This is a genomic window from Pseudomonas sp. ChxA, assembly GCF_030263855.1.
Classification (GTDB): Bacteria; Pseudomonadota; Gammaproteobacteria; order Pseudomonadales; family Pseudomonadaceae; genus Aquipseudomonas; species Aquipseudomonas fluorescens_CB.
Genome location: NZ_JARPMK010000002.1, coordinates 1,293,734 through 1,316,772 on the forward strand (window position 1 = coordinate 1,293,734; position 23,039 = coordinate 1,316,772).

Genomic DNA, 23,039 nt, shown 5'->3' on the forward strand with positions numbered 1-23,039 from the left:
TCCTGAGCCCGCGTTTACGGGCGAGCGTTGCAGTTATAAGCGGCCATTATGACGAAGGAATGACAGTTGTGCTTATCGATGCGACCTGTAGTCGCATTCGTCGTTTATGTAGGAATTGTTCACTTCGTGACACATCTCGATACTTTCATGAATGTTCACGAAGGCGTAGGCTGCGCGTTCATTTCGCCAGCACCCCAGACCATGCTTCAACAATTTCTGCATGACTTCGGCTACTTTGCGCTTTTCCTGGGCACCTTCTTTGAAGGCGAAACCATTTTGGTTCTCGCAGGCTTCCTGGCGTTCCGTGGCTACATGGATATCAACCTGGTGGTGGTCGTTGCCTTTTTTGGCAGCTACGCCGGCGACCAGCTGTGGTATTTCCTGGGGCGCAAACACGGGCGCAAGCTGCTGGCGCGCAAGCCGCGTTGGCAATTGATGGGCGACAAGGCCCTGGAGCACATCCGCAAGCACCCGGATATCTGGGTACTGAGCTTCCGCTTTGTGTATGGATTGCGCACCGTGATGCCGGTGGCGATTGGCCTGTCGGGCTACCCGCCAGCCCGCTACTTGATCCTCAACGGCATCGGCGCCGCCATCTGGGCCGCGGCCCTGGGCGCGGCGGCCTACCACTTCGGTGCAGTGCTGGAAGGCATGCTCGGCAGCGTCAAGAAATACGAGCTGTGGGTACTGGGCGCGTTGTTATTGCTGGGTTTTGGCCTGTGGCTGCGCCGGCGCTTCAAGAACGCGCGTATCGCCCGCGAAGCCTGTGCCGATGCCAAGGCCCGGCTGGCTGCGGAGCAGGCCACGGAGCAAACGCCTAAGACGCCAGTCGAGTAAGCCGGTTTCTGCAACAGTAGAGGCCGATCGCACTGAGCAAGCTGTAACTCAACAGGCCCAGCCAGCCCAGGCTGCTGGCCGGCCACAAGCCGACCAGCGGCGCCAGCCACACCAACGGCACATTCAGCCCCAGGCGCACCAGCTCGGCTTTCAGCGCCCACGGGCGGTTCTCCAGGGCCACGCCCAAGGTGAACAGCCCCAGCGCCATCGCACTCCAGCCCAGCACCAGCGCCGCCATGGGCAGCCCTTCGCCGAAATTCATCAGGTAACTGCCAAACCCTACATACGCCGCAAATTGCAGGGCGATATAAACCTGCTGACGCGCGTCCAGCGGCACCTCGAATTTGCGGAACTGGCTCAAGTCGGGCTTGGCCAGCGGGTACTTGGCCTTCACGTCCGCCGGGCGCCAGCCGGTGCGCATGAACCAGATACGCAGCTTGTCCCACCAGCTTTCAGTGCGCCGCGCGTCACTCCACAACTGTGCATAAAACTGCAGGTTGGCCCATAGCGGGTTCCAACTGGCCAGCGGCGTGGTCACGCCAAAGATCACCGGTTCATTTTCGTCTTCTTCCTGAAAGCTGCCGAACAGGCGGTCCCAAATAATGAACACCCCGCCGTAGTTGCGATCCATGTAGAGAGCGTTTTGTGCATGGTGCGCACGATGATTGGACGGCGTGACAAAGAACCACTCGAACCAGCCAAGCTTGGGCACATGGCGGGTATGTACCCAGAATTGATACAGAAGATTAAGCGAGGCCACACTGATAAACACCACCAGCGGCACACCCAGCACGGCCAGGGGCAGGTAGAAGATCCAGCTCAGCAGAAAGCCAGTGCTGGTCTGGCGCAGGGCGGTGGTGAGGTTGTAGTCCTCGCTCTGGTGATGCACCGAGTGCGCGGCCCACAAGATGTTGCGCTCATGGCCGCAGCGGTGCAGCCAGTAGTAGCAGAAGTCGTAGAACACGAAGGCAAACACCCAGGTCCATACGCTTTGGGCCGGCAGCTCGATCAACGCCAGGTGCTTGAGGGCAAACGCGTAGGTCAGCAGGCCCACGCCTTTGGTCAACAACCCGGTGGTGGTGGACAGCACGCCGGTGCTGAGGCTGTTGATGGCGTCCGCCACCCGATAATTGCGTTCGCCGCGCCAACGATCGGCCAACAGCTCGACCACGATCAGGGCAATGAAAAACGGTACCGCGTAAGGCACGAAGTCCATGGGCTAGTCCGATGTTTTTTTGTTACATCAAGATTAGGTGTAGCGGCAGGAGATCCCATTGGCAACAGGTGACAAATTAGTAGACATTTAACGCCACAAAATAGGAGAGATGCCCATGAGCAAAAAGATTGCAGTGATCCTTTCCGGCTGCGGCGTGTACGACGGCGCAGAGATCCATGAAAGCGTGATCACGCTGCTGCGCCTGGATCAGCGCGGCGCTCAGGTCCAATGTTTTGCGCCAGATATTGCTCAACTGCACGTGATCAACCACCTCACCGGTGAAGAGATGCCCGAGTCACGCAATGTGCTGGTGGAGTCGGCGCGCATCGCTCGTGGTGAAGTCAAAGACATACGCGAGGCCAACGCCGACGAATTCGACGCACTGATCGTGCCTGGCGGGTTTGGCGCAGCCAAGAATCTTTCGAACTTTGCCGTGCAAGGCGCGGGCTGCAGCGTCAACCCGCAAGTGCTGGAGCTGGCTGAAGCCTTTGCCGAAGCCGGCAAGCCGGTGGGGTTGATCTGCATCTCACCGGCCCTGGCCGCAAAAATCTACGGCCCGGGCGTGACCTGCACCATCGGCAACTGCCCTGACACGGCGGCCGCCCTGGACAAGATGGGCGCCACTCATCAGGAGTGCGCTGTCGAGGATATCGTCGAGGACAAAGCCCGCAAGCTGGTGAGCACGCCGGCCTACATGCTCGGCAAGCGCATCAGCGAAGTCGCGTCAGGCATCAACAAGCTGGTGGATCGCGTGCTGGAACTGACCCACGAGAATGATTAACCCGCGATAAGTGGGGTGGCGAGCAGGCTTGCCCTGCGCTGGGTGGCGAAGCCGCCCCAATTCAGGCAGTGCGGTGTGTCAGGCAGTCCAAGGTTGTGGGATTTGGGGCTGCTGCGCAGCCCAACGCAGGGCAAGCCTGCTCGCCACAACAAGCCTGCCGATAACAACAAGCCTAGCTGCTACAACAAACCCACTCACTGCAAGGTCAGGCCTGGCGCATTAACCGCGTGAGGATACGATCCAGTGCGTTTGCAAACGCCTGCTTGTCCTTTTCCCCATGGGGCGGCGGGCCGCCGCCCATCTGGCCCTGCTCACGCAGATCGGTGAACAGGTTACGCACTGCCAGCCGCTCACTCATGTTCGCCGGGCTGAATTCCTTACCGCGTGGGTCGAGGGCCGTGACGCCCTTCTTCACCAGGCGGTCGGCCAACGGCACGTCGCTGCAGATCACGAGCTCACCGGGCACGGCGTGCTCCACCAGATAATCGTCCGCCGCGTCCGGGCCGCTGGGCACCACAATCAGCTTCACGCAGGCAAAGCTCGGCTTGATCTGGCTCTGGCCCGCCACCAGCACCACTTCGAACTGGCGCTTGAGGGCGAACTTCACCACTTGGTCCTTGGCTGCCCGCGGGCAGGCGTCGGCATCAATCCACACACGCATGCTTATGCCACCACTCGACGTTTCTCGGCCAGGCGGCTGCGGCCGTAAAGCACCACAATTGCGAGGATCGCCACAGCCTGCGCACTCAATGAGTACGCATCGGCATGAATGCCCAGCCAGTCGAAGTCAAAGAACGCCACCGGCCGTGTGCCGAAGATGCCCGCTTCCTGCAAGGCTTTGACGCCATGCCCGGCGAACACCACCGACAGCGCGCACAGCAGCGCCGCATTGATGCCAAAGAACAACGCCAGCGGCAGTTTCGCCGAGCCACGCAGGATCACCCACGCCAAACCTACCAGCAGCACCAGCGCCGTGGCGCCGCCGGCCAGTACCGCGTTGTGCCCGGCAGGGCCCGCTTGCAGCCACAGGGTTTCGTAGAACAGGATCACCTCGAACAGCTCGCGATAGACCGAGAAAAACGCCAACATCGCAAAACCGAAACGCCCACCGCCGCCGACCAGGCTGCTCTTGATGTAATCCTGCCAGGCCGCCGCGTGGCGTCGGTCATGCATCCATACGCCCAGCCACAGCACCATCACACTGGCGAACAGCGCCGTGCAGCCTTCGAGCAATTCGCGCTGGGCGCCGCTCACGTCAATCACATAAGCCGCCAACGCCCAGGTCGCCAAGCCGGCCAGCAGCGCCAAGCCCCAACCGACGTTGACACTGCGCACCGCCGATTGCTGGCCGGTGTTACGCAGGAACGCCAGGATCGCCGCCAGTACCAGGATCGCCTCAAGACCTTCGCGCAGCAGGATCAGCAAACCGGAGATGTAGCTCAGCGACCAGCTCAGGCCATCACTGCCCAACAATCCGGCGGATTCGGTGAGTTTGCCCTTGGCCACGTCCAGGCGCTGTTGCACCTGCTCGACCGGCAGTCCGTCCTGCAACGACTGCCGGTACGCCATCAAGGCTTTCTCGGTGTCTTTACGCACATTGGCGTCGACGTTATCCAGGGAGCTTTCTACCAGCTCGAAGCCTTCCAGGTACGCTGCGACTGAAAGGTCATAGGCCTGTTCATGGTCGCCGTTGCGGAACGCGGCCAGGCTCTTGTCCAGCGTGGTCGCGGTGTAGTCGAGCAACTGCGCCGGGCCACGCTTGACCTGCGGCGGCTGCGCACGCTGGGCGCGGAACGTCGCGGCAGCGGCTGGGCCACTGGCTGCCAGCACCTCGTTGGGGGTTTGGCGTGCGAGGTCGGCAAGGTTGAAGGGTTGTTCGCTTTTGGCAGCGGCCGGGTCAGCGGTGAAACCTGCAATGTAGGTGGCCAGGTCCCAACGTTGGCGGTCGTCCAATTGGTCAGCGAAGGACGGCATGTCGGTGCCTTCAACGCCCAGGCCGAGGGTGTTGTAGACCGCGTAGAGGCTCAGGCGGTCCAGACGTGTCGCGTCGCGCAGGTTGGCAGGTGGCGGCGTCATGCCCGTAGACGCAGGCCCATCGCCGGCACCGGCTGTACCGTGGCACACCGAGCAGTGCTGGGCGTAAAGCGGAGCGCCCCGCGTGGGATCGGGCGTAATGGCCGGCGCCTGGCTGACTTCATAGGCCACCGCCAACTTGGCGCCCAACTGGCGGGCTTGGCGGGCGACGACTGCGCCGTCCTGGTGAGCGGATACAGCCGCTGACAATTCGTCGACGCCCTTGACCAACTCGGCGCGTTCCGGCCTCTGCGGTAGCTCGGCCACCAGGCTCTGCAACACGCCGAGAAACTCTATTTGTTCGCGGTATTCGGATTCATCGATAACCTTCCCCGCCTCCACCGTCGGCGGGTAGTCAGCGCCAATGTAGTCCAGCAGATGCAGGGCTTGTGGGGCGCCCTCGGCGGTCGCGGCCAGCAGGTTGAAGCTGCACGACATCAACGCTGGAAGCAGCAGCCAGACGAGAAAACGGAAGGGGGCAATCATGAATGAATCTCAAAGGGAAATACGAAGTAACACATTGTTAAATTTTAAATGCTTTGACTCAAGACGTTAGTGATTTGGCGCATCGAAGACCCGCGCATTTAAGAAGCAAGTAATGGCACCTCAACGCCACGCACAACAGCAAAAAGCCATTGTTTTGCCAGTAATGACGCCTATAATGCCGCGCCCTGTTATTTCGAAAGGGAATTTATTTCCTCGTTTTAATGAGGAATTTGCACATCAGCCGATCACTTTCAGGGAAGAAGTTTGCATGGCATTTCGCGCCTTGGCCCCACTCACACTGGCGGCGGTTACCTTGCTCTCCGGTTGTTCAATGTTTCGCAGCTACGATACCGAGTTGCAGGCCACCAACCAGCAGTTGGCCACCGGCAATGTCGACGGTGCCCTGACCCTGCTGGAAAAGAACAACACCGGCGAAGACAAGAACCTGCTCTACTTTTTTGAAAAGGGCGAGTTGTTGCGTGCCAAAGGCGACCTCACCGGCAGCCAGACCGCCTGGCGCAGCGCCGACCTGCAAGTGTTCAAGTGGGAAGAATCGGTCAAGTTCGACAGCGAAAAGTACCTCGCCCAATTCGGCAGTTTCCTGGTCAACGACAAGGTGCGTCGCTACGAAGGTTATGACTACGAAAAAGTCATGCTGACCACCCAGATGGCCCTGAACCTGCTGGCCTTGAATGATTTCGACGGCGCCCGTACCGAGATCAAGAAGACCCACGAGCGCGAAGCCGTGATCGCCGACCTGCGGGACAAGGAATACTTGAAACGCGAAAACGAAGCCGAGCGCCAGGGCGTCACTACCCAGTTCAAAGACCTGCGCGGCTACCCGGTAGAAGCACTCGACGCACCGGAAGTGGTTGGCCTGAAGAACAGTTACCAGAGTGCGTTCAGCCATTACCTGGCAGGCTTTGTCTACGAAGCCCTGGGTGAAAAGGACCTGGCTGCGCCGGGCTATCGCAAGGCTGCCGAGTTGCGCCCCAACACACCGCTGCTGGAACAGGCGTTGCTGGACCTGGACAAGTCCAAGGTCGGCGCCGACGAGACCGATGTACTCATCGTGGTGCAGAGTGGCCTGGCACCAGCGCGTGATTCGATCCGCCTGCCGCTGCCGATTCCGATTGACGGCCATTTGGTAATCACCCCGCTGTCGTTCCCGGTGATCAAGGCCGACACCTCCACACAGGCCTTCGGCCAGATCGGCGTCGACGGCAAGCAGCAGAACCTCACCGCGCTCAACAGCACCACCGCCATGTCCCGCCGGGCCCTGCGTGACGACATGCCGGGGATCATCCTGCGCACCACCGTGCGGGCGGTCAGCCGTGGCGTGACACAGAACAACCTGAACAAGACCAACCCCATGGCGGGCCTGGTGCTGGGCATCGCCTCGGCCGTGACCGAAGGCGCCGACACCCGCACCTGGCGCACCCTGCCGGACATGACCCAAGTGACACGCCTGCGCCTCAAGCACGGCGAGCACCAGGTCAGCCTGCCCAATGCCCTGGGCGGCACACGGGTGACGGTCAAGGCCGACCAACGCTATCAGGTGATCACCCTGCGCGTAGTCGGTAACCAGGTGTTCGCCGGTGGCCTTGCGGCCCATGTGGTGCCGAGCACCTCTGCCCAGGCTATCGCCCTCAAACAACCTTAAGGAGCACGTTATGCGTCATTTCATCCTCGGTGCCCTGGCGCTGGTCCTGCTCGCCGGCTGCGCCACCCCGCCGCCACCGGAGCCCGGCAGCGCCGCCAGTAAAATCGTGGTGATGGGCAAGTTCAAGGGCATCGCCGTCGGCGCCATTCGCGTGGCCCGCGAAAATGGCTTCCTGACCGCCAAGGTGCAGTTGAGCAACATCACCAGCAGCAACCAGATGATGTATTACCGCTTCGCCTGGCTGGGCGCCGATGGCTTCCCGGTGGGCGATGAAGAAACCTGGAAAGTGCTGAACCTGTACGCCAACCAGGCGACTTTCCTGCCGGCCATCGCCAACCTGCCCCAGGCCGCTGACTTCCGCCTCGAAGTGAAAACCCCTTGAGCCGCTGCGCTAACCGTATTCAGAGAGATTTCCCCATGTTTGCACGCTTCTCGATTCTCGCCATCGTCGCCCTTGTGGCCAGCGGTTGCTCCAACACCTCGCCGGTAATCGGCGGCAAGAACATCAGCTACGGCGACTCCAAGGCTGTGGAACTGGTGACCAACGAGTTCGGCTCCACCGACCTGCAGATGATCGCCGAGAGCATGACCCGCTCCCTGGCCCAGTCCGGCATCCTGCAAGGCCGCCCGGTGGTGCAGGTCTATGACGTGAAGAACAAGACCAGCGAGTACATCGATACCCGCGAGATCACCACGTCGATCAAGACCCAACTGATGAAAACCGGCACCGCGCGCTTCGCCAGCGATAACACCGACATGCAAAGCCAGGTCGACCAGCTGAAGCTGCAAAACCAGAGCGGCCTGTACAAGAAATCCACGGTGAGCAAGACCGGCAACATGGTTGCCGCCAAGTACCGCCTGGAAGGCTCCATCAGCTCCATCGTCAAGCGCAGCTCGGACTACAAGGACGTGTTCTACAAGTTCAGCCTGCAACTGATCGACGTTGAAAGCGGCTTGGCCGAATGGATGGACGAGAAAGAAATCCGCAAGACCACGGAGCGCTAAGCAATGCGTGCATGGATCGGCATGATCGGCCTGCTGTGCGCCTTTGGCGCCTCGGCCGCCCCGAAGATCGCAGTCACCGACCTGGCCTATGAGACGCGCGTCGAGGAGTACATCCACGCCGTGTCGGCCAGCAACAACTTCCAGGCCAGTGCCTACAACGCCAGCGGTGCCTCGACCTACAGCGAGTACGAGAGCCGCACCAGCTACATCGAACAGACCGAGCTGCGTAAATTCAGCGGTGACATCAAGGGCGAGATTCTCAAGTCGCATCAGTTTCAGCTGGTGCAGGGCACGCCCTACACCGCCGACGCCAAGGGTGACGTCTATGATGTGATCAAACGCATCAAGGCCGGTAATTTCAAGGGCGCGGACTATGTGCTGTTCGGCACCCTGTCAGACATCGACTTCACCCAGGACATCAATGCCCTGGACCACACCAACAGCTACTCGGCGGTGCTGGGCCTGACGTTGGTCGCGGATTTCAGCCTGATCAATACCCGCACCTTCGAGATCACCTCGGCGTTTACCGCCATGGGTGAAGGCCAGGACACCAAGCTGGTGAACAACCGTGACGTGCGCGTGAGCCTGAACCGGCCGCGTGTGGTACGGGAAGTGTCGAAAGCCTTGGGTGAGGATGTAGCGCGCCAACTGGCGGAACAGCTGGGTGGTGGCTACGAAGAACCAGGCAAGCCTGCACTGCGCAATAACCTGCCAAGGGACGAAGCGCCGAAGATTCTTCGTTGAGCCGTCATCTCAAAGCCAGCTCCCACATTTTTGATCCGGTTTCGTCAATCAAGCCGTTGCGCGATGCAAGCTGGCGAGAAACCCCGCCGCCCCCACAAACAAGCCTGCAAACGTGCGGTTCATGCGTTTTTGCTGCTTGGGCGTACGCAGCAGCCGCAAGACTTTCGACGCAAGCCCCGTGTAGCCCGCCATCACGATCATATCGACGCTGATCATGGTTGCGCCCAGGATAAGGTACTGGACCAGCAGCGGCGCCTGCGGGTTCACGAACTGCGGCAGAACCGCCAGCATGAACACCAGGGCCTTGGGGTTGCTGGCGTTGACCAGGAAGCCACGGAACATCATCGCCATTGGCTTGCCGATCGGGCGTATCGTCGCATCCTCGCTCATGTCCATCGGCAAGGCGCGCCACTGTTTGATGGCCAGGTACACCAGGTACGCCACACCAAACCACTTGATCGCATAAAACGCGGTCGAAGAGGCCGCAAGAATGGCACCCAGGCCACCGGCCACCACGGCAATCTGCATCGCCAGGCCCAATTGCAGGCCAATGGCGTTCCAGTAGCCGCGCAGGAAACCGTATTGCAGGCCGCTGGACATCGAAGCGATGGCACCGGCGCCGGGGGAAAGAGAGATGATCCAACTGGCCAGGAAAAAGGCCAGCCATGTGTCGAGTGCCATTACACACCTCAGGAGGGAGTTTGCGAGTAGGGCTTAAGCTAACTCCGCCGACCGAAGACTGGCTATAGATTTTTACACGATGTGGATGCTAGCGGTCGCCTGGAAACACGTGAGTACCTGGCCAACGCCGCACCGAGCGCTGGAAGAACAGGCTGTTGGGCACCTGCACCATCGCACTGTCAGTGCCAGCCTCCGCCACTTCGATCAGTGTGGTGTAGAGCAAGTTAATCGCCACCACACGGCCTTTTACACCCGGCTTGTCGACGGTATCCACCAGCTCGACGATATCACCGAGGCGAAACGGCCCGACGGTGAAGATCAAAATCGCACACAGCAGGTTGGACAGCACCGACCACATGGCAAAAAACGCCACGGCTGCGACAGCGACAAACCCCGACAGCGCCGTCCACAACACGGTGGCGGACACGCCCAGGCGCTCCAGCACAAAAATCAGCGCACTGCCCATGATCAGCCAGCGCAGGCCGCCACGCAGTGGCATCAGCAACTGCGGTGGCAGCGGGTAGCGTTCACCCAGTCGATTCAAGCCCTTGGCCACGAAACGCTGGGCGAAATAACCCGCCAGCAGGATCAGCAGGATCTGCACGCCGACCCAGATCGGCGCGATCCATTGTGCCGGCAGCGGTAACTGCAACGCTTCCATCAGGACAGCGCCTCCAGCTCCGCTTGCAAGGTTTCGAGCACTTCGAGGGCTTCCATCCAGGTTTCCTCCAACTGCCCTTCGCGCACCTTGAGCTTGGCCTGTTCGGCCAGCAGGTCGCGCAATTCGTCCTTGCGCGCCGCCTCATAGACGGCGCTGTCGCCCAGGCTGGTTTCGATTTTGGCCAGGCGCTCATGCACCTTGCCCAATTCGGCCTCCAGCTTGTCGGCTTCACGCTTGTGCGGCGCCAACTGCTGGCGCAGGGCGGCAGCGGCCTGGCGCTGGGCCTTTTTGTCGGTCTTGTCGGGGTTGACCGGCGTATTACTCACCGGCGCGTTGCGCAGGCGGTAATCGGTCAGCCAGCGCGCATAGTCGTCCAGGTCACCGTCGAACTCTTCGACCTTGCCGTCAGCCACCAGCAGGAAGTTGTCGGTGGTGCTCTTGAGCAAGTGGCGATCGTGAGACACCACCAGCACTGCACCGCTGAACTCCTGCAAGGCCATGGTCAACGCCAGGCGCATCTCCAGGTCCAGGTGGTTGGTCGGTTCGTCGAGCAGGAGCAGGTTCGGCCTGTCCCAGGCAATCAGCGCCAGGGCCAGACGGGCTTTTTCGCCGCCCGAGAAATTCAGCACCGGCTCATCGATGCGTGCGCCACGGAAGTCGAAGCCGCCGAGGAAGTCGCGCAACGTTTGCTCACGCTCGGTCGGCGCCAGACGCTGCAGGTGCAGCAACGGGCTCGCCTTGGAGTCAAGAGAGTCCAACTGATGCTGGGCGAAGTAGCCCACCACCGTGTTCTCGCCACGGGTCAGGCGGCCGGCCAAAGGCTCAAGCTCGCCGGACAGGTTCTTGATCAGCGTCGATTTGCCCGCACCGTTAGGGCCGAGCAAGCCGATACGCGCACCCGGTGTGAGCTGCAGCTTGACCTTCTCCAGAATGGTTTTGTCGCCATACCCCAGGCGGGCGTCCGACAGGTCCAGGAGCGGGCTGGAGATCTTCACCGATTCACGGAATACAAAGTCGAACGGCGAATCGACATGGGCGGCCGACAGCTCTTCCATGCGCTCCAGCGCCTTGATCCGGCTCTGGGCCTGGCGGGCCTTGGTGGCTTGGGCCTTGAACCGGGCGATGTAGCTTTCCATGTGCGCACGTTGCGCCTGCTGCTTCTCAAAGGCCTGTTGCTGCTGGGCCAGACGCTCGGCGCGGGCGCGTTCGAACGCGGTGTAGCCGCCACGGTAGAGGGTGATTTTCTTCTGTTCGACGTGGGCGATGTTGTCGACCACGGCGTCGAGGAAGTCCCGGTCGTGGGAAATCAGCAGCAAGGTGCCTTGATAGTTCTTGAGGAAGTCTTCCAGCCACAGGATCGCATCGAGGTCCAAGTGGTTGGTCGGTTCGTCGAGCAGCAGCAAGTCCGACGGGCACATGAGTGCCTGGGCCAGGTTCAGGCGCATGCGCCAGCCACCGGAGAAGTCGGCGACCGGGCGATCCATCTGCTCGTTGGTGAACCCAAGGCCGGCCAGCATCTTGCGGGCGCGGGCGTCGGCAGTGTAGCCGTCGGCACTGTCCAGCTCCGAGTGCAGGCGGGCCTGGGCGGCGCCGTCCTGGGCTTTCTCGGCCTCGGCCAGGTCGTGTTGCACCTGGCGCAGGCGCAGGTCGCCATCGAGCACGTAGTCGATCGCAATGCGGTCGAGGGTGTCGATCTCCTGGCGCATATGGGCAATGCGCCAGTCGGCCGGCAGTAAGCAGTCCCCGGAATCCGGGGTCAGCTCACCCAGCAACAGGGCGAACAACGTGGATTTGCCGGCGCCGTTGGCACCGATCAGGCCGGCTTTGTGACCGGCGTGCAGGGTCAGCTCGGCGTCTTCAAGAAGACGTTGCGGGCCACGCTGTAATGTTAGGCTTTGAAGTCGGATCATAATGGCGGCGGAGTCTACCAGCTTCGTTGGCCGCTGGCTTGGGTGTGAATATGTGCGCTGACCTGTGGAGCTTTGCCCTTTCGATTTACGCCCGCCCAGGGTGCGAAGCCGCTTGCCTGCGCTTGCAGGAACAAGGCGCGGATGTGTGCCTACTGCTGTGTGGCGCCTGGCTGGAGCAGCGTGGCGTAGCGCTTGAACCTGAGCGCATTGAGGCCCTGCTACAGCTTGCACGCCCTTGGCAAAAAACGGTGGTCGAACCGTTGCGACAGATGCGCATGCAGTGGCGAACCATGGCGCAACAGGATGTGCCTCTGGCGGCGTTACGCGAGCGAGTCAAAGCTCTGGAGCTGGAGGCCGAACGGGAATTGTTAGCGCGCCTGGAAGTATTGGCGCTGGCATGGCCGACTGGGGAAGAGCGTCAACCGAAATGGCTGGAAGGCTTGGCGACCGAAGCCGCCAACCTTGACCACGACGCGCTGCAGCAGCTGCGCGTCGTGGCCACCCGCACTTAGGAAGCGCTGGTTGGGGTGGTACTTGGCGCTACCGGTGCAGGTGTGCTGCTGGCCGATGCGGTTGGAGCGCTGGAAGCTGTCGGAGCAGCAGGCGCGGCAGCCGGAGTTGCCGGCTTGGCCGGGGCAGGCTTGGCAGCAGCTGGCTTTGCAGCAGCGGGTTTAGCCGCTGGCTTGACCGCTGGTTTCGCAGCAGCAGGTTTAGCCGCTGGCTTGACCGCTGGTTTGGCAGCAGCAGGTTTAGCAGCCGGCTTGGCGGCTGGCTTCGCAGCAGCAGGTTTAGCCGCTGGCTTGGCAGCTGGTTTCGCAGCAGCAGTTTTAGCCGCTGGCTTGGCAGCTGGTTTGGCAGCAGCAGTTTTAGCCGCTGGCTTGGCAGCCGGTTTTGCAGCAGCAGTTTTAGCTGCTGGTTTGGCGGCTGGCTTTGCAGCAGCAGTTTTAGCTGCTGGCTTGGCGGCTGGTTTTGCAGCAGCAGTTTTAGCAGCTGGCTTGGCGGCTGGTTTCGCAGCAGCAGTTTTAGCCGCTGGCTTGGCGGCTGGTTTCGCAGCAGCAGTTTTAGCAGCTGGCTTGGCGGCTGGTTTCACAGCAGCAGTTTTAGCCGCTGGCTTGGCGGCTGGTTTCGCAGCAGCAGTTTTAGCAGCTGGCTTGGCGGCTGGTTTCGCAGCAGCAGTTTTAGCAGCTGGTTTGGCGGCTGGTTTCGCAGCAGCAGTTTTAGCCGCTGGCTTGGCTGCGGCCTTGGCTGGAGCTTTCGACGCAGCAGCTTTTGCCGGGGTACGGGCGCCCAATACTTTGGCCACAGCTTCTTTCACTCGACCAACGCCCTGGGCCAGTTTCAGGCTTTCCTGAGCATCTTTTTTGAGTTGGGAAATGTAGGTGCGGGTTTCAGCTTGGCGATCCTTGAGGGCGTCCAGCAGGTCCTCAAGTTCTTTGACGGCGTCTTTGGCTTTGGCTTGTGCCTTGGCTTTGCCGGCAGTCGCGGCGTCTTGCAGTTTGGTGCGGGATTTGTGCAGCTTTTCTTGCGCTTTACCGCGTTGTTTTTCCAGTTTGGCGAGCAGTTTTTCTGCATCGGCCAACGCTTGGGAACATGCGCTTTCCAGATGTTCGAGCAAGCTGCCCGAAAGTTGTTGGAGTAAATGCAACGGGGTATTAACAGGCTTCTGTTTGGCCGACATGGTTTACCTCCTGGCTGACGTGGGTGCGGCTCATACTAGCCCTCTGCTCTTACCGCCGCTAGGGCATGTTGACAGTATCGTTTGCCTTGCGTTGCACCGTGAGTAAATTCTTATCGATATAACAAAAAACTGCGGCACTTTTTACCCACTCACACTGGCATAATCCGTCGCACTTTCGGTGGGAGAAGCACCATGTCGCGTTATCTTTTTTTAGTGCTGAGCTTGGCGATTAGCGTCGCCAATGCAGGCGAGCAATTGCCGTCCAAAACCACCGCCCCAGACCCACACGACCTTGCCTACAGTTTGGGCGCAAGCCTCGGCGAGCGCTTGCGCCAGCAGGTGCCCGACCTGCAGATCCAAGCCCTGCTCGATGGCCTCAAGCAAGCCTACCTGGGCAAGTCATTGGCGCTGGATGATGCACGCATCGAACAGATCCTCGCCCAACACGAAGCACAAAACGCTGCCGACGCCGAGGCACCACAAAGCGAAAAAGCACTCGCCGCCGAACAGCAATTCTTAGCCAAGGAAAAAGCGGTCAGCGGCGTGCGTGAACTGGCAGATGGCATCCTGCTCACCGAGCTGGCACCCGGCAACGGCAGCAAACCGCTGGCGACTGATGAGGTGCAAGTCAATTACGTAGGACGGCTGCCCGATGGGACGGTTTTCGACAAGAGCACACAGCCCCAATGGTTTCGCCTGGACAGTGTGATCAGCGGCTGGAGCAGCGCGCTGCAGCAAATGCCGGTAGGCGCGAAATGGCGCTTGGTCATTCCTTCCGCCCAGGCCTATGGCGCCGACGGTGCGGGTGAATTGATCCCGCCGTATACGCCATTGGTATTCGAGATCGAATTGCTCGGCACTCGCCACTGACCCAATAAAAAACGGTGCGCCATGCGCACCGTTTTTTCATCTCACTTTGAGGGTCAAGCCTGGGTGGCTGCCTCTTCCTTGTGAGCGTTATGCAGTACTTCGATCAGGCAGTCTTCCAACTCGAAGCGCTCATGCAACAGCGCACCCAATTCTTTGAATTTTTCAGCAACACAATTACCAGCATCACACAGATCGGTGAAGGCCAGCAGCTTCTCGGTAATTACATCAATGCGCGGGTAGATCGTCTCTGCCAGATCCAGACCACGCTGATCATCAAAAGCTTCCGCCTCCTTGGTCAGTTGCTCGTAAACACCAAAATGGCCGGCTGACACGTAGTCCACCAATACAGCGCAAAAATCCTGCAACGGTTCGCGATTCTCAGCCAGTGCCTCGGGCTTGGCGCCAAGAGCATCAAAGGCTCGAACCAGTTCGTGACGTGCCTTCAACCAGCTGTCGATCAGCTTGTGCACTCCACCCCAGCGTTCCTGAGCATTCTGACAACTTTCCAGCATGGTGATCTCTCTTCCCTATAGGGGCGCTGCCGCCTGTGCCCGCGCAACACCTCAAACATTGAGGCGGCAGCCGGACAAGGCCGCATGTCACAAACGGTTTCTATAACGCGTGCGGGCCAGATTATGCCCGCATGACTATGGCTTCAAGGTACGCAGGAGAGAAAGTTCATACAAGTGTTTAATCCCGCCCTACACATTTCGGAGAATTTTCAGTACCTCGCAGGGTGTAAACGCCGGCCCGGCAACAATCGTGAAAACTGCATGATGCCGAGAAGCAGCATCGCCAAGAAGAACAACAAGCTCCATTCCGGCAGGCTCAGGTCAAACAGTGTCCAGTTGAGTTCCACGCAGTCCACGGTGCCTTTGACCGTCAGTTGCAGTGCTTGCCATAACGACAGGTTTTCAATCATGTAGTGAAGGCTGGGCCAGCACTCGCTGACCTGCTCCGGCGCGGCATTTTGTAGCAGCACCTGGCGTACCGCAGTGATGGCCCCGAGCAGTGCACAGCCCATGCTGGCCAGCCCGTATAGGTAAGTCCCTGAGCGTTTAGAGTTATGAATCGCTGCGGCCAGGTTAATCAGCGTGAAGGCAGCTAAAAAGATGCGCTGCACCTGACACAGGAAGCAAGGACGCAAGAGCGCGCCGAACTCAAGATAAAAAGACGCACCCAACGTCAGCGCACCAGCCAAGAAGGCCAGGAGAAACAGGGAGCGTGAAGGGGCCAAAGACATTGTTATCCGTACCGCAAGAGATAGACCCTTACGGTAGAGTAAAGGCCTGACTCCTTTCAATACGCACCAGAGCAGACAATTCCGCAACAGCCTATGGATATGCCGTCAGAACCTGGATGACTTCAAGCAGTTGACGGTAGGAATTTGCTACGTAGAGCTTTAGCGCCCGGGTTTACGCGACAAAGAAAGGTTGGCCCTCAGAAATGTCCGAGCCAACCTTGCTTTCATTCTTACACTCGCGCTGGCACCGGCAGCGGTGATGCCAGCAAGCGGCTGTCCAGAAGCCCCAGGCCTTCCTGGAACAACTGGTTGCTGCGCTCGGTATCGCCCAGCTGGGCCAGCAAGCGCGCCAGTTCTGCACACGCTTCGGGATTGCGCTGCACCTGCAGGCTGCTTTCCAGATAGTCGCGTGCTTTGCCCCACAGGCTGTTTTGCAGACACAGACGACCTAGCGTCAGCAACAGGCTGGCATCCCCCGGATGGTCCTTGAGCCAGCCTTCGGCGAATTTGAGCTGACGACCCGGGTCACTGCCACGCAACAAACCGTACAGCCGGATCAGATGGCTGTCATAGCCGCGCTTGATGGCGGCACGCAGAACTTCCTCGGCCTTGGCGTCAGCCCCCAGCCGGCGCAGTTGCTCTGCATAAGCCAAGACCAGTTGCGGCTCTTGGCGCTGGGCGGAGGTGAGTTGTTCCCACGCTCGTTCCAAAGACTGCAAACCGGCTTCGCCCTGCGCTTCACGCTCGACCGCCAGCCCAAGGTTTTCGCCCCAGGCACGCCGCTCAAGTTCGGCCAGCTCAGCAGCGGGAAGCACTTTGTCCTTGCGCAGTTCGGGCAACAAGCGAATCACCGACGGCCAATCGCCCCGCTGCTGATGCAGACGCTGCAATTGGCGCAACACCTGCGCGTTATGCGGGTGACGCTCGTACATGGCCTGCAACGTGACCAGTGCACCTTCAGTGTCACCACGGTCCATCTGCAGTTGCGCATGGCTCAGGGCCACAGCCAGTTCCGCCTGCGGCTGGCGTTCTAAAGCACGCTCCAGCAAACCGTCAGACTCTGCATACCGGCCCTGTTCGTTGGCAGCACGTGCGGCGCCAAGGTAATACAACAGCGGCTGACGCTCGGCCTCAGCCGCGCGGTGCAGGTGGCGTTCGGCGCTGGCCCAGCGGCCCTCGGCGAGGTCCATCTGGCCTTGCTCAATGGCTATCTGCACACGGCGGCTGCGGTTACGCCGCGACCACGGGTTGACCACGCCACCCGAGGTAGTGAGCAAGCTGAGCAGCACACGCAGCAGGTAGATCACCAGTACAACGGCAAACACCGCCACCAGCGTGGCCCACAGGCTCGACTCGTAATGCAGCAGATGGGGATAGGTAATCAGCACGTAGCCGGTGTGTTTCGAAATACCCACGCCCAGTGCCAGGGCGATCGCAACCGCCAGCACCAGGATCACATAGAAACGCTTCATCGGCTCTACTCCTTGGTCGCCGGCGTGCCCGCCGACGCCTTGGCTTCATCGGCAGACAGATGACGGCGCTCAAGGTAGGCCTGGACGGCGGCCAGGCTGGTGGCCAGGTCCGGCGTCACCACCGAGACAGCCTTGGGCTCGAGCTCGGCAATGCGCGCCAGCATCGCTTTGCTCTGCGGGTTGTCCTGATTGAAGTTGTCCTGCAGCACGCTGCGCGCCTCACCGAGCGAGCGGCTGTACACCGCCGTTTCGCCGTTAAGCGCGGCCCACTGCGCTTGCTCCAGCGCCAGACTCAGCGCCAGGCGCACTTGATTCAAGCCTTGGCCGGCGAGCAACGGACGAATGTTGTCATCGGGGTTGAAGTCGATGCGGAAATAGCGAGAGATCTGCTCCCACCACTGGCTCAGGCGGTTTTCCGTATCGGTGCTCGAACGCCCTGCGGACGCAGGCTCGGTGAGCTGATACTCCGGCGCGATAGCCGCAAGCGCTACGACCTGATCACGCAGAGCGGCCAGCTGCAAGTACAAGCCGGTGCGGTCGGGTTGCTCGGTACTGCGCAGCGCAGCAAGGCTCTTGGCCAACTGCTCACGTGCGGCGTAAGCGCCTGGGTCACTTTGTTCGCGCAGAATTTCGTCAGCACCCTGGACCAATGACTGGGCGCTGTTGATGTCCTGCAAGGCAGAGAGACGCAGACTGGCCAGGCGGATCAGGTGTTCAGCTTCGGCCAGGCGCCAGTCCTGGCGACTGGCGCCCAGCACGGTTTCAAGGCGTTGGCTCAGACGCTGCTGGTCACCCTGCAATTGGGCAACCAGGCGGCGGCGCTCCTCAAGCTCGTCCGCCGCAGGCAACTGCGCCAGACGCGCTGCCAGTTGTTGCTGGCTTTGCTTGAGGGTTTGGGATTGATCATCAAGGGTCTGCACCTGGCCCAGCTGTTGCTGGCTGCTGGCTTGCAGGGCACGGACCTGCCAGATCCCCCAACCGCCAGCGGCGACGCCAGCGGCACCGAGCAACAGGGCCACAACCGCCAGGCCATTGCCACGGCGTGGCGCGGCGACCTGTGACTCAACCGGCGCATCAACTGCGGGTTGGGTTTCATCTTTAGGCAAGGCTGTTTCGCTCACGTATCCGTCCTTTGCGTATCAGAGAGTGGGCGCCGCATGCCTTATGAGGCAGCGCTGCGCAACGCCACTAACAAAGCCGCGGCGCTCGCGCCGCGACAATCCACAACTTTTTCTGCACCAGCGGCCCGCGCCATTTCAGTCACGCGAGGGCTGGGCACGAACAACGGCAGCTGCGCCACCTTCGGCCAATCGGTACCGGCCAGAGCTTGCAGGTGTAAAAAACCCTGCCCACTGCTGACCACCAGGCCGTTCAAGCGTTCCAACTGGATGCGTTGCATCAGCGCCCCGACGTCGTAAGCCGGGAGGAAACGCCGATACAATTCCAGATAATCGACACTAGCACCTTGCTCACGCAAACGCTCAGCCAGCAACTCCCGGCCGCCCTCGCCTCGCAGGATCAACACCCGAGCGCCGGGCCGTGCGACAGCCTCGCGCAAGGCCGGCAATTGAAGCAAGGCCTCGCTGTCGTCGCCGGTTTGCGGATAGTGAACGTTGAGACCGTGATCGGCCAGTACCTGCGCAGTGGCAGCGCCCACACTGAACCACGGCAACGCTGGCCAGGGCTGCTGCAATTGCTGCACCGCCAGGCGTGCAGCCGGTTTGCTCACCACAATTACCGCGCTGTAGCGGCCCAAGTCAGCAAACACAGCCTGCTGCTCGGGCGTGACGGGCAAGGCTTCGGTATCCAGCAACGGCAAGCTGCTGCTGAAAATACCGGCTTCGGCCAACAACGCAGCTACGGCCGCCGACTCTTCAGCGGGCCGCGTCAGCAGCACGCGCCAATCGGTCACTGTGGGCCGGCCTCGCCATAGACTTTTTCCAGAATGGCGCCAGCGCCCTTGCCCAGCAGCTCTTCTGCGACCTGGATGCCCAAGGCGGTCGCGTCACGCTGCGGCCCACGCACCTCGGCAGTGAGCAACGTGCCGCCGTCCGGATCACCGACCAAGCCACGCAACCAGAGGTTTTCACCTTCAAGCACTGCGTAGCAGGCAATCGGCACCTGGCAGCCACCGTTGAGGTGCTTGTTGAGGGCACGTTCAGCAGTGACACGCACTTCGGTGTCGTGGTGATCGAGAGGTTTGAGCAAGGCATGGATTTCGCTGTCGGCGGTGCGGCACTCAATGCCGACTGCGCCCTGCCCACCGGCCGGCAAGCTGTCTTCGACGCTGATGGCCGACGTAATGCGGTCTTCAAAGCCCAGGCGGATCAAGCCGGCAGCCGCAAGGATGATCGCGTCATATTCGCCGGCATCCAGCTTGGCCAGGCGAGTGTTGACGTTGCCGCGCAAAAAGCGAATCTGCAGGTCCGGGCGACGGGTCAGCAATTGCGCCTGACGACGCAGGCTGGAGGTGCCGACGATACTGCCCAACGGCAGCTCATCCAGGGATGCATAGGTGTTGGACACAAAGGCATCACGCGGGTCTTCGCGCTCGCAGATGCAAAAAAGGCCCAGGCCTTCGGGGAAGTCCATGGGCACGTCTTTCATCGAATGCACGGCGATGTCGGCTTGGTTTTCCAGCAGCGCGGTTTCCAGCTCTTTGACGAACAAGCCCTTGCCGCCGATCTTCGACAGCGGCGAGTCGAGCAGCTTGTCGCCGCGACTGACCATAGGCACCAGGGATACTTTGAGGCCTGGATGAGCCTGTTCAAGGCGTGCTTTGACGTATTCGGCCTGCCACAAGGCCAGGGCGCTTTTACGGGTGGCGATGCGGATTTCGCGAGAGGACATGGATCAATCCGTACTGAATAGATACGGCAGATAATAACAGCTCAGGCAAACACGCTTTGATTTGAATCAGCAAGTGCGGGGCCTCCCTGGCCGCGTCGCACCGGGATAAGGGAATGCAGACTTGCTACAGCCCTTGGGCTAAAGCTGCTGCATCATCTTGCGCACGCCGGCGACATGACGTCGGCTGACAATCAAGGCATCGCCGTTCAGCCCTTTGAGGAACAGCTGAAAGTGCCCCAAAGGCGTGCGCTGCAGGCGTTCAATTCGCTCGCGGGCCACCAGTGCATTGCGGTGGATGCGCACGAAGCGGTCGCCAAACTCATCTTCAAGGGCTTTGAGCGGCTCATCGAGCAACACTTCGCCGCTCTCGTGACGCAGGGTCACGTACTTGTGGTCGGCAATAAAATAGACCACCTGGCCCAACGGGATCAGTTCGATGCCCTTGCGGGTCCGTGCGCTGATATGGCTACGCGGCCCGTTGCCACTTTGCGCGGCCGGCTGGGTCAGCGCAGCGAGTTGCACACGGTTTGGCCGCTCGGCTTTCTTGAGGGCCTTGAGCAATGCTTCGCCCGTTACCGGCTTGACGATAAAGCTGACACCGCTGGCTTCCAATGTCTCGGTGGAAAACTCTTCTTGAGCGGCGCACAGCACCACGGCAGGCGGCGATTCTCGCTCGCTCAGGCGGGCAGCGACTTGCAGGCCATCGAGGCCCGGCAAGCGGATATCGAGCAACACCACATCCGGCTTGAGGCTGTCGATCAGCGTCAATGCCTCTTCACCGTTGGTGGCACTCGGTTCAAGGACTGTATAACCCTCGAGTTCACTGACCAAACGGCTCAGTCGCTCGCGGGCTTGGGGTTCGTCATCAACGATCAGGACATTCATATTGCGCTGGATTCCTGCGTGAGTCTCGCACAAGGATAGCGTAGACAGGTGCGGTGACTTGCGTCACAGCGATCCACGCTAAGACTAGCGCGAGCGGCAAAAAGTGCCCCGGCAGCGGCACCCAAATTTACCCGGACCTGTTCAATTGCGCCCAAGACCTGCTGCCTTTGGGCATCGTCGTAGGGTTTGCTGATACACAATCCGAATACCCCCCTTTTTTAATGGATAGTCTGGGCTATGACCGCATCACCCGACTTTGGTGCATTCACGCTCTATCAGTGCAACTGTAGACGCTCGCTGAGACGATATTGCTCAATCGTCAAATATCGTTTCAATTAACGCCTGCCTCCAGTCTCTTCCCGGACGCGTTCGACGGCAAGGCACTTAGCCATCCTTGGCGCAAATAAAAATGCCGATCACCCGCAGCATCGCCTCCACGGGCAACCCTGTTATTATCCGCGGCACACCTCCACGCCTCTTTTAAGCAGATCACGAGCGAATCCATGAGCACCGACAAGACCAACCAGTCCTGGGGCGGCCGCTTCAGTGAACCCGTCGACGCCTTCGTCGCGCGCTTCACCGCCTCCGTCACCTTCGACCAGCGCCTGTACCGCCATGACATCATGGGCTCGATCGCCCACGCCACGATGCTGGCCAAGGTCGGCGTGCTGACCGACGCCGAGCGCGACAGCATCATCGACGGCCTGACCACCATTCGCGGTGAGATCGAAGCCGGCACGTTCGACTGGCGCGTCGACCTGGAAGACGTGCACATGAATATCGAGGCCCGCCTCACCGATCGCATCGGTGTGACCGGCAAGAAGTTGCACACCGGTCGCAGCCGTAACGACCAGGTGGCTACCGATATCCGCCTGTGGCTGCGTGACGAGATCGACCTGATCCTGGCCGAAATCACCCGCCTGCAAAAAGGCCTGCTGGAGCAGGCCGAGCGTGAGTCCGGCACCATCATGCCCGGCTTCACCCACTTGCAAACCGCGCAGCCCGTGACCTTCGGCCATCATTTGCTGGCCTGGTTCGAAATGCTCAGCCGCGACTACGAGCGCCTGGTGGACTGCCGCAAGCGCGCCAACCGCATGCCGTTGGGCAGCGCCGCGCTGGCCGGCACCACTTACCCGATCGACCGCGAATACACCGCGCAGCTGCTGGGTTTCGACGCCGTGGGCGGCAACTCTTTGGACGGCGTGTCGGATCGCGACTTCGCCATCGAATTCTGCGCCGCCGCCAGCATTGCGATGATGCACCTGTCGCGCTTCTCCGAAGAGCTGGTGCTGTGGACCAGCGCGCAATTTCAGTTCATCGACCTGCCGGACCGCTTCTGCACCGGCAGCTCGATCATGCCGCAAAAGAAAAACCCCGATGTACCGGAGTTGGTGCGTGGCAAGAGCGGCCGTGTGTTCGGCGCGCTGATGGGCCTGCTGACCTTGATGAAAGGCCAACCTCTGGCCTACAACAAGGACAACCAGGAAGACAAAGAGCCGCTGTTCGACGCCGCCGACACCCTGCGCGACTCGTTGCGTGCGTTTGCCGACATGATCCCGGCGATCAAGCCCAAGCACGCGATCATGCGTGAAGCGGCGTTGCGCGGTTTTTCCACAGCTACCGACCTGGCGGACTACCTGGTGCGCCGTGGCCTGCCGTTCCGTGACTGCCACGAAATCGTCGGCCATGCTGTTAAATACGGCGTGGACACCGGCAAGGACCTGGCGGAAATGAGCCTGGAAGAACTGCGCCAGTTCAGCGACCAGATCGAGCAGGACGTGTTCGCCGTGCTGACCCTGGAAGGCTCGGTGAATGCCCGTAACCACGTGGGCGGCACTGCGCCGGCGCAGGTCAAGGCAGCCGTTGTACGCGGCCAGGCACTGCTCGCCAGCCGCTAAAAGCATCGCAGGCAAGCCAGCGCCCACACTTGAATGGCTTCACAGTTCAAAAATGTGGGAGCGGGCTTGCCCGCGATAGCGTCATC

The 23,039-nt window shown here is 60.7% G+C and carries 23 protein-coding genes; 9 read left to right on the plus strand and 14 right to left on the minus strand.

Going from position 1 to position 23,039, the window contains the following annotated elements; genetic code table 11:
- Nucleotides 1-201: 201 nt before the first annotated feature.
- Nucleotides 202-837 (plus strand): DedA family protein, encoded by a 636-nt coding sequence (locus P5706_RS31725; RefSeq protein WP_285684957.1) that lies wholly within the window; start codon nucleotides 202-204, stop codon nucleotides 835-837.
- On the opposite strand, the gene P5706_RS31730 is transcribed toward P5706_RS31725, so the two are convergent.
- Nucleotides 818-2,053 (minus strand): sterol desaturase family protein, encoded by a 1,236-nt coding sequence (locus P5706_RS31730; RefSeq protein WP_200433088.1) that lies wholly within the window; start codon nucleotides 2,051-2,053, stop codon nucleotides 818-820. The two genes, P5706_RS31725 and P5706_RS31730, sit on opposite strands and share 20 nt — an antisense overlap.
- A gap of 115 nt (nucleotides 2,054-2,168) precedes the next feature.
- On the opposite strand from P5706_RS31730, the gene elbB reads away from it, so the two are divergent.
- A complete protein-coding gene (elbB, locus tag P5706_RS31735; protein WP_200433089.1) occupies nucleotides 2,169-2,834 on the plus strand; it encodes an isoprenoid biosynthesis glyoxalase ElbB in 666 nt (221 codons plus the stop codon).
- A 205-nt stretch (nucleotides 2,835-3,039) separates the two neighbouring features.
- On the opposite strand, the gene P5706_RS31740 is transcribed toward elbB, so the two are convergent.
- Together P5706_RS31740 and P5706_RS31745 are read right to left on the minus strand one after the other, a co-directional pair.
- Nucleotides 3,040-3,495 (minus strand): YaiI/YqxD family protein, encoded by a 456-nt coding sequence (locus tag P5706_RS31740; RefSeq protein ID WP_017135238.1) that lies wholly within the window; start codon nucleotides 3,493-3,495, stop codon nucleotides 3,040-3,042.
- A gap of 2 nt (nucleotides 3,496-3,497) precedes the next feature.
- Entirely contained in the window at nucleotides 3,498-5,393 is a 1,896-nt protein-coding gene (locus P5706_RS31745; RefSeq protein WP_200433090.1) for an FTR1 family protein, read from the minus strand.
- Between the two features lie 268 nt (nucleotides 5,394-5,661).
- On the opposite strand from P5706_RS31745, the gene P5706_RS31750 reads away from it, so the two are divergent.
- From P5706_RS31750 to P5706_RS31765, 4 genes are read left to right on the plus strand one after another with little or no spacing between them, the layout of a single operon-like run.
- The gene (locus P5706_RS31750) at nucleotides 5,662-7,056 is read left to right on the plus strand and encodes a COG3014 family protein (protein WP_285684384.1); all 1,395 of its coding nucleotides are present in this window, start codon (nucleotides 5,662-5,664) and stop codon (nucleotides 7,054-7,056) included.
- A 10-nt stretch (nucleotides 7,057-7,066) separates the two neighbouring features.
- Nucleotides 7,067-7,438, plus strand: coding sequence for a YcfL family putative periplasmic lipoprotein (locus P5706_RS31755; protein ID WP_008439304.1), 372 nt, complete (start codon nucleotides 7,067-7,069; stop codon nucleotides 7,436-7,438).
- Nucleotides 7,439-7,473: 35 nt separating this feature from the next.
- Nucleotides 7,474-8,061: a penicillin-binding protein activator LpoB gene (gene lpoB, locus P5706_RS31760; RefSeq protein ID WP_285684387.1), complete on the plus strand. Its 588-nt coding sequence runs from the start codon at nucleotides 7,474-7,476 to the stop codon at nucleotides 8,059-8,061.
- 3 nt (nucleotides 8,062-8,064) lie between these two features.
- Entirely contained in the window at nucleotides 8,065-8,805 is a 741-nt protein-coding gene (locus P5706_RS31765) for a penicillin-binding protein activator LpoB (RefSeq protein WP_200433093.1), read from the plus strand.
- Nucleotides 8,806-8,853: 48 nt separating this feature from the next.
- Here P5706_RS31765 and P5706_RS31770 read toward each other — a convergent pair whose 3' ends face one another.
- From P5706_RS31770 to P5706_RS31780, 3 genes are all read right to left on the minus strand, one after another.
- Entirely contained in the window at nucleotides 8,854-9,486 is a 633-nt protein-coding gene (locus P5706_RS31770; protein ID WP_017135232.1) for a LysE family transporter, read from the minus strand.
- Between the two features lie 88 nt (nucleotides 9,487-9,574).
- Nucleotides 9,575-10,147: a mechanosensitive ion channel family protein gene (locus P5706_RS31775; RefSeq protein WP_200433094.1), complete on the minus strand. Its 573-nt coding sequence runs from the start codon at nucleotides 10,145-10,147 to the stop codon at nucleotides 9,575-9,577.
- Nucleotides 10,147-12,057: an ATP-binding cassette domain-containing protein gene (locus tag P5706_RS31780; protein ID WP_056860786.1), complete on the minus strand. Its 1,911-nt coding sequence runs from the start codon at nucleotides 12,055-12,057 to the stop codon at nucleotides 10,147-10,149. Before P5706_RS31780 ends, P5706_RS31775 begins: the two co-directional genes overlap by 1 nt.
- Before the next feature lie 50 nt (nucleotides 12,058-12,107).
- Between P5706_RS31780 and P5706_RS31785 the strand changes: the two genes are divergently transcribed.
- Complete coding sequence (locus P5706_RS31785) at nucleotides 12,108-12,569, plus strand: TIGR02444 family protein (RefSeq protein ID WP_285684395.1); 462 nt, start codon at nucleotides 12,108-12,110, stop codon at nucleotides 12,567-12,569.
- Here the strand turns inward: P5706_RS31785 and P5706_RS31790 are convergent.
- Nucleotides 12,566-13,735 (minus strand): AlgP family protein, encoded by a 1,170-nt coding sequence (locus P5706_RS31790; protein ID WP_285684397.1) that lies wholly within the window; start codon nucleotides 13,733-13,735, stop codon nucleotides 12,566-12,568. The two genes, P5706_RS31785 and P5706_RS31790, sit on opposite strands and share 4 nt — an antisense overlap.
- Before the next feature lie 192 nt (nucleotides 13,736-13,927).
- Here P5706_RS31790 and P5706_RS31795 point away from each other — a divergent pair, with 192 nt between their 5' ends.
- On the plus strand, nucleotides 13,928-14,605 hold the full coding sequence (locus P5706_RS31795) for an FKBP-type peptidyl-prolyl cis-trans isomerase (protein WP_285684399.1): 678 nt from the start codon (nucleotides 13,928-13,930) through the stop codon (nucleotides 14,603-14,605).
- A gap of 53 nt (nucleotides 14,606-14,658) precedes the next feature.
- Here the strand turns inward: P5706_RS31795 and rsd are convergent, their stop codons facing one another.
- The 7 genes from rsd to P5706_RS31830 all read right to left on the minus strand — a co-directional run bounded on the left by rsd (nucleotide 14,659) and on the right by P5706_RS31830 (nucleotide 21,055).
- Nucleotides 14,659-15,117: a sigma D regulator gene (gene rsd, locus P5706_RS31800; protein ID WP_219270007.1), complete on the minus strand. Its 459-nt coding sequence runs from the start codon at nucleotides 15,115-15,117 to the stop codon at nucleotides 14,659-14,661.
- Between the two features lie 209 nt (nucleotides 15,118-15,326).
- On the minus strand, nucleotides 15,327-15,848 hold the full coding sequence (locus P5706_RS31805; protein WP_200433099.1) for a disulfide bond formation protein B: 522 nt from the start codon (nucleotides 15,846-15,848) through the stop codon (nucleotides 15,327-15,329).
- A 230-nt stretch (nucleotides 15,849-16,078) separates the two neighbouring features.
- Nucleotides 16,079-17,320 (minus strand): heme biosynthesis protein HemY, encoded by a 1,242-nt coding sequence (locus tag P5706_RS31810; RefSeq protein ID WP_285684403.1) that lies wholly within the window; start codon nucleotides 17,318-17,320, stop codon nucleotides 16,079-16,081.
- Between the two features lie 5 nt (nucleotides 17,321-17,325).
- On the minus strand, nucleotides 17,326-18,441 hold the full coding sequence (locus P5706_RS31815; protein WP_285684405.1) for a uroporphyrinogen-III C-methyltransferase: 1,116 nt from the start codon (nucleotides 18,439-18,441) through the stop codon (nucleotides 17,326-17,328).
- Between the two features lie 41 nt (nucleotides 18,442-18,482).
- The gene (locus tag P5706_RS31820; RefSeq protein ID WP_285684406.1) at nucleotides 18,483-19,232 is read right to left on the minus strand and encodes a uroporphyrinogen-III synthase; all 750 of its coding nucleotides are present in this window, start codon (nucleotides 19,230-19,232) and stop codon (nucleotides 18,483-18,485) included.
- Entirely contained in the window at nucleotides 19,229-20,170 is a 942-nt protein-coding gene (gene hemC, locus P5706_RS31825; protein ID WP_200433103.1) for a hydroxymethylbilane synthase, read from the minus strand. Before hemC ends, P5706_RS31820 begins: the two co-directional genes overlap by 4 nt.
- A gap of 138 nt (nucleotides 20,171-20,308) precedes the next feature.
- Nucleotides 20,309-21,055, minus strand: coding sequence for a LytR/AlgR family response regulator transcription factor (locus P5706_RS31830; protein ID WP_200433104.1), 747 nt, complete (start codon nucleotides 21,053-21,055; stop codon nucleotides 20,309-20,311).
- A 503-nt stretch (nucleotides 21,056-21,558) separates the two neighbouring features.
- On the opposite strand from P5706_RS31830, the gene argH reads away from it, so the two are divergent.
- Nucleotides 21,559-22,953 (plus strand): argininosuccinate lyase, encoded by a 1,395-nt coding sequence (gene argH, locus P5706_RS31835; RefSeq protein WP_008439335.1) that lies wholly within the window; start codon nucleotides 21,559-21,561, stop codon nucleotides 22,951-22,953.
- Nucleotides 22,954-23,039 lie beyond the last annotated feature (86 nt).

Excerpts from the sequence above, each read along its gene's own strand:
- P5706_RS31805 (WP_200433099.1), bottom strand. The coding sequence starts at position 15,848 with ATGTCTTTGGCCCCTTCACGCTCCCTGTTTCTCCTGGCCTTCTTGGCT.
- rsd (WP_219270007.1), bottom strand. The coding sequence starts at position 15,117 with ATGCTGGAAAGTTGTCAGAATGCTCAGGAACGCTGGGGTGGAGTGCAC.
- hemC (WP_200433103.1), bottom strand. The coding sequence starts at position 20,170 with ATGTCCTCTCGCGAAATCCGCATCGCCACCCGTAAAAGCGCCCTGGCC.
- P5706_RS31725 (WP_285684957.1), top strand. The coding sequence starts at position 202 with ATGCTTCAACAATTTCTGCATGACTTCGGCTACTTTGCGCTTTTCCTG.
- elbB (WP_200433089.1), top strand. The coding sequence starts at position 2,169 with ATGAGCAAAAAGATTGCAGTGATCCTTTCCGGCTGCGGCGTGTACGAC.
- P5706_RS31765 (WP_200433093.1), top strand. The coding sequence starts at position 8,065 with ATGCGTGCATGGATCGGCATGATCGGCCTGCTGTGCGCCTTTGGCGCC.
- P5706_RS31755 (WP_008439304.1), top strand. The coding sequence starts at position 7,067 with ATGCGTCATTTCATCCTCGGTGCCCTGGCGCTGGTCCTGCTCGCCGGC.
- P5706_RS31790 (WP_285684397.1), bottom strand. The coding sequence starts at position 13,735 with ATGTCGGCCAAACAGAAGCCTGTTAATACCCCGTTGCATTTACTCCAA.
- P5706_RS31780 (WP_056860786.1), bottom strand. The coding sequence starts at position 12,057 with ATGATCCGACTTCAAAGCCTAACATTACAGCGTGGCCCGCAACGTCTT.
- P5706_RS31810 (WP_285684403.1), bottom strand. The coding sequence starts at position 17,320 with ATGAAGCGTTTCTATGTGATCCTGGTGCTGGCGGTTGCGATCGCCCTG.
- P5706_RS31730 (WP_200433088.1), bottom strand. The coding sequence starts at position 2,053 with ATGGACTTCGTGCCTTACGCGGTACCGTTTTTCATTGCCCTGATCGTG.
- P5706_RS31740 (WP_017135238.1), bottom strand. The coding sequence starts at position 3,495 with ATGCGTGTGTGGATTGATGCCGACGCCTGCCCGCGGGCAGCCAAGGAC.
- P5706_RS31795 (WP_285684399.1), top strand. The coding sequence starts at position 13,928 with ATGTCGCGTTATCTTTTTTTAGTGCTGAGCTTGGCGATTAGCGTCGCC.
- P5706_RS31745 (WP_200433090.1), bottom strand. The coding sequence starts at position 5,393 with ATGATTGCCCCCTTCCGTTTTCTCGTCTGGCTGCTGCTTCCAGCGTTG.
- P5706_RS31830 (WP_200433104.1), bottom strand. The coding sequence starts at position 21,055 with ATGAATGTCCTGATCGTTGATGACGAACCCCAAGCCCGCGAGCGACTG.
- argH (WP_008439335.1), top strand. The coding sequence starts at position 21,559 with ATGAGCACCGACAAGACCAACCAGTCCTGGGGCGGCCGCTTCAGTGAA.
- P5706_RS31775 (WP_200433094.1), bottom strand. The coding sequence starts at position 10,147 with ATGGAAGCGTTGCAGTTACCGCTGCCGGCACAATGGATCGCGCCGATC.
- P5706_RS31785 (WP_285684395.1), top strand. The coding sequence starts at position 12,108 with ATGTGCGCTGACCTGTGGAGCTTTGCCCTTTCGATTTACGCCCGCCCA.
- P5706_RS31770 (WP_017135232.1), bottom strand. The coding sequence starts at position 9,486 with ATGGCACTCGACACATGGCTGGCCTTTTTCCTGGCCAGTTGGATCATC.
- P5706_RS31750 (WP_285684384.1), top strand. The coding sequence starts at position 5,662 with ATGGCATTTCGCGCCTTGGCCCCACTCACACTGGCGGCGGTTACCTTG.
- lpoB (WP_285684387.1), top strand. The coding sequence starts at position 7,474 with ATGTTTGCACGCTTCTCGATTCTCGCCATCGTCGCCCTTGTGGCCAGC.